This window comes from Rhizobacter sp. P3_B12, from assembly GCF_056402895.1.
The window spans coordinates 1-3,804 of the sequence record NZ_JBFUGN010000607.1 but is presented as its reverse complement, the minus strand read 5'-3'; the positions used below and the strand labels follow the sequence as shown (position 1 = coordinate 3,804).

General features: G+C 64.8%; 2 protein-coding genes. Both read right to left on the bottom strand.

Features of this window, described 5'->3' with window-relative positions; all coding sequences use genetic code 11:
* Window positions 1–1,798: TonB-dependent receptor plug domain-containing protein (locus AC1D01_RS24620; protein ID WP_477871035.1), on the bottom strand; the 1,798-nt coding region annotated here is incomplete at its 3' end.
* 447 nt (window positions 1,799–2,245) lie between these two features.
* The coding region (locus AC1D01_RS24615) for a dipeptide ABC transporter ATP-binding protein (protein WP_477871033.1) at window positions 2,246–3,804 on the bottom strand (1,559 nt) is incomplete at its 5' end.

Below are 3,804 nucleotides of genomic sequence, written 5' to 3'. Positions count from 1 at the left end.
CATTCACCTCGAGGTCCTTGCGCAGGGGCATGTTCAGTTCGGTGTATAGCGCAGCCGCCCTGCGCAGCTCGTCTTCGTTCGGTGTGGCTCCGCCCAGGCCGGCGATGTCGCCTTCACCCAGGATCGGCGGCACGTCGATCTTGTAGGTCTCGCGACGGAACGATGCACCCACGGCCAGCTGCATCGGGCCGCCGGCCAATTGCGTGAGCGTGGTCGAGCCCGTGGCATCGATGGAGGCTTGCGTCGACTTGCCGGTCAGCGTCGGGCCGACATAGTTGGCACCCCGAATCGCCGAGGTCAGGCCCGCATCCTGTTGACCGTTGGAGGCCCACGGATTCCAACCCGAGGTGGGCGAATTGATGATCTGAGCGACGTCATACTGCGAGAAGTATCCGTCGGTCAATCTGCCTTCGGTCTTGCTCTGGTTGTACATCGCCGCGACGTCGTAGTCCCAGCTGCCCAACGAGCCCTTCACGCCGGTGAGGAAGCGAGACTGCTTCAGCGTGTCTTCTTCGGTGCGGAGCCCGGAAGAGAACGCGCGCCAAGAGACCGCGACCGGCAGGCCGCTGTCGATCAGTTTCTGCAGATCAGCACTATGGTTGGCCACGTAGGGTTTGATGATGGTCTCGTAGGCTACGCTACCCGGGTAGACCAGCAAAGCTACAGGCTTGTTGTTCTTGAAGAACAGGTTGTCGGTTTCGAAGAAGGCGGAACGCGCCGGAGCGGGTTGATACGCTTCGGTCACGACGTTCTTCGCGAACATGGCTTCGCCGTAAAGCGTGTGCTCAGGCGTCAGTGCGAGCTTGAACGTGCCGAAGACGTTGGTCCGCTTGATCTCGGGGAACAGGCCGACGTCCGGTGCCGAGTCGTAGTTGCAATTCTTGTACTTGGCGGTCGGGGAGGCGGTCACCGCAAACATGCGAATGTCGGCGCACTGCCCCAGGTCGGCGGACGGATTGCCGTAGCCCGACCCCAAGATGGGCATTCCGGCGTTGCCGCCAGTCGGCTTCTTGTTGTCCTCCAGCGACAGCGTCGGGTCGTAGTTGCCTTCGATCCGGCCGCTCGGCGTAGCGGCGTTCTGGAAATACGGATAGCGGTTGCCCGATTTCGAGAATTCACGGTCGATCGCATAGAGGGTCGTCGTCTTCTCGACGTCCATCCCCAGCATGAAGTTGTACTTGTCCTGGACGAGGTCGCCATGGCCGAACAGGATGTTGGCGCGGTTCGTCTTGCCGCCACCCGATTGGGACGGGCGGCCGGATTCGCCACCGATCTCAAGACCGTTGTAGTCCGAGCGCAGGATGAAGTTGATCACGCCGGCGACCGCATCGCTGCCGTACACGGCAGAGGCACCGTCACGCAGGATTTCAACACGCTCGATGGCGGCCAGCGGAATCGCGTTGATGTTGACGGCACCGCCGTCAGAGGCGAACACCGCGAGGCGGCGGCCGTTCACCAGCACCAGCGTGCGGCTGTCGCCCAGGCCACGCAGCGAAACGCTGGATGTGCCGTAGCTGGCAAGGCCGGCCAGGTCCGAACCGCGGGTCGCACCGGCGGTGTTGGTCGACGCCATGTTGTGGACCAGCTGCTCCATGTTGGCCACACCACTGCGCGAGATCTCTTCGCGGGTGATGACCGTCACCGGCAGCGCCGTTTCAGCGTCGATGCGCTTGATCGCGGAACCGGTGATCTCGACCTTGTCCATCTGCTGCTGTGCGAGAGCGGGCAATGAGCCGAGCGCGAGGCTGCCGCCGAACGCCAACATCAGGCCGGTGCAGACCTTCGTTCTTCTAAACATGTGATCTCCTAAAACACTGAAAAGGTTGATCGATAAACCCACTCTCACAGCAAGTCATGTGCCGGCTTCATGAACCTGCCATGACCTGTCCGCAAAGACATGTAAAAGAATTGTCACTGAAGGGAAAAGGGGACCCTTTAGGGTATTCCTTGATCGCTTCAGAAGGCGTGCAGGCGCAAAGGCTGCCCGGGCCTATGGCGCACGCGCGTCGATGTCGGAAAACCCAGCATCCATGCGGGTTTGCGGCCGGTGCCGACGATGGCGATCGATCCCTCGACGACATACTTCGACGCGCACCTGGGCACCCTTCCCTAACCTGAAACAACACAGCCGTTGGCCCTGTGCAACAGCCCTCGAAAATGGACGAGCAAAGCTGTGCCGCGCCCGCTGAAAGCGGGGTGGTTCGCCCATCGATGGACCGATGCCATCGATGCGGGTGGCGATGAATCAGGCGCTCAGTTCGGCCCTGATTCGGGGCACCGCCGCAAGCAAGGTGCGCGTGTAGCTCGATTGCGGTGAGCCCAGCACCGATTCGGTGGTGCCCGATTCCTCGATGCGCCCCTTCTGCATGACCGCCACGTGGTCGGCGATGTACTCGACGACGCCGATGTTGTGCGTGATGAAGAGGTACGACACGCCGAGTTCGCGCTGCAGCTCGCGCAGCAGGTTGAGGATCTGCGCCTGCACCGACACGTCGAGCGCCGAGGTCGGCTCGTCGCAGACGATCAGCTTCGGGTTGAYGGCCAGTGCGCGCGCGATCGCGATGCGCTGGCGCTGGCCGCCCGAGAACTCGTGCGGGTAGCGCTGCAGCGCATCGCGCCGCAGGCCGACCTGGTCGACCAGCTTCTCGAGCAGCTCGCGCCGTGCGGTGAGATCGAGCTCGGGGCGCAATGCGAGCAGCCCCTCTTCGAGCACGTCGAACACCCGCATGCGCGGGTTCAGCGATGCGAACGGGTCCTGGAAGATGATCTGCACCGCACGCCGCGCATCGCGCAGCGCATCGCCTTGCAGCGAGAAGAGATCCCGGCCCTGGAAGATCGCCTGGCCCTCGATCACCGCCTGGTGGCGCAGCAGCTGCACGATGGCCTTGCCGGTCGTCGTCTTGCCGCAGCCGGATTCACCGACCAGCGCCAGCGTCTCGCCGGGGCGGATCGCGAACGAGATGCCATCGACGGCGTTGAAGTGCCCGTGGGCGCGCTGCAGCAGGCCCTTGCGGATCGCGAAGCGGACCGACAGCTGCTTCACATCCAGCAGCAGTGGCTGGTCCACGCCACTGTCGGCGCGCTTTTGCGGCACTGCGGCGATCGCCTCGCCCTGGATCGGGGCGGCATCGACCGGCTGCGCACCATCGCGGTACAGGATGCAGCGCACATTGCGCCGCGTGCCGAGATCGATCAGCTCGGGGATCGTCGTGTGGCACTCGGGCATCACGCGGTCGCAGCGCGGCGCGAAGCGGCAGCCGGTGAACTCCTGCCACAGCGGCGGCACGGTGCCGGGGATCGCCGCGAGCCGGCCGCCGCGCTTGTCGGCATCGGGCAGCGCGCGCAGCAGCAGCTTCGCGTAGGGGTGCTTCGGCGAGCGGAAGAACTCGTCGCTCGTCGCCTCCTCGATGATCTGCCCGGCGTACATCAGCGCGACGCGATGCGCCATGCCGGCCACCACCGCGAGGTCGTGCGTGATCAGCAGCAGGCCCATGCCCTGCTCGCTCTGCAGGCGCTTCAGCAGGTCGAGGATCTGCGCCTGGATCGTCACGTCGAGCGCGGTGGTCGGCTCGTCGGCGATCAGGAAATCGGGCTCGGCCGCCAGCGTCATCGCGATCATCACGCGCTGCTTCTGGCCGCCRCTCAGGCGGAACGGGTACTCGTCGATGCGGCGCTCGGGCTCGGGGATGCCGACCTTGCCCAGCCACTCGATGGCCTTGGCGCGGGCCGCGGCGCCGCGCAGCTCGGTGTGGGCCTCGATCGCCTCGACGATCTGCTCGCCGACGCGCTTGACCGGGTTCAGGC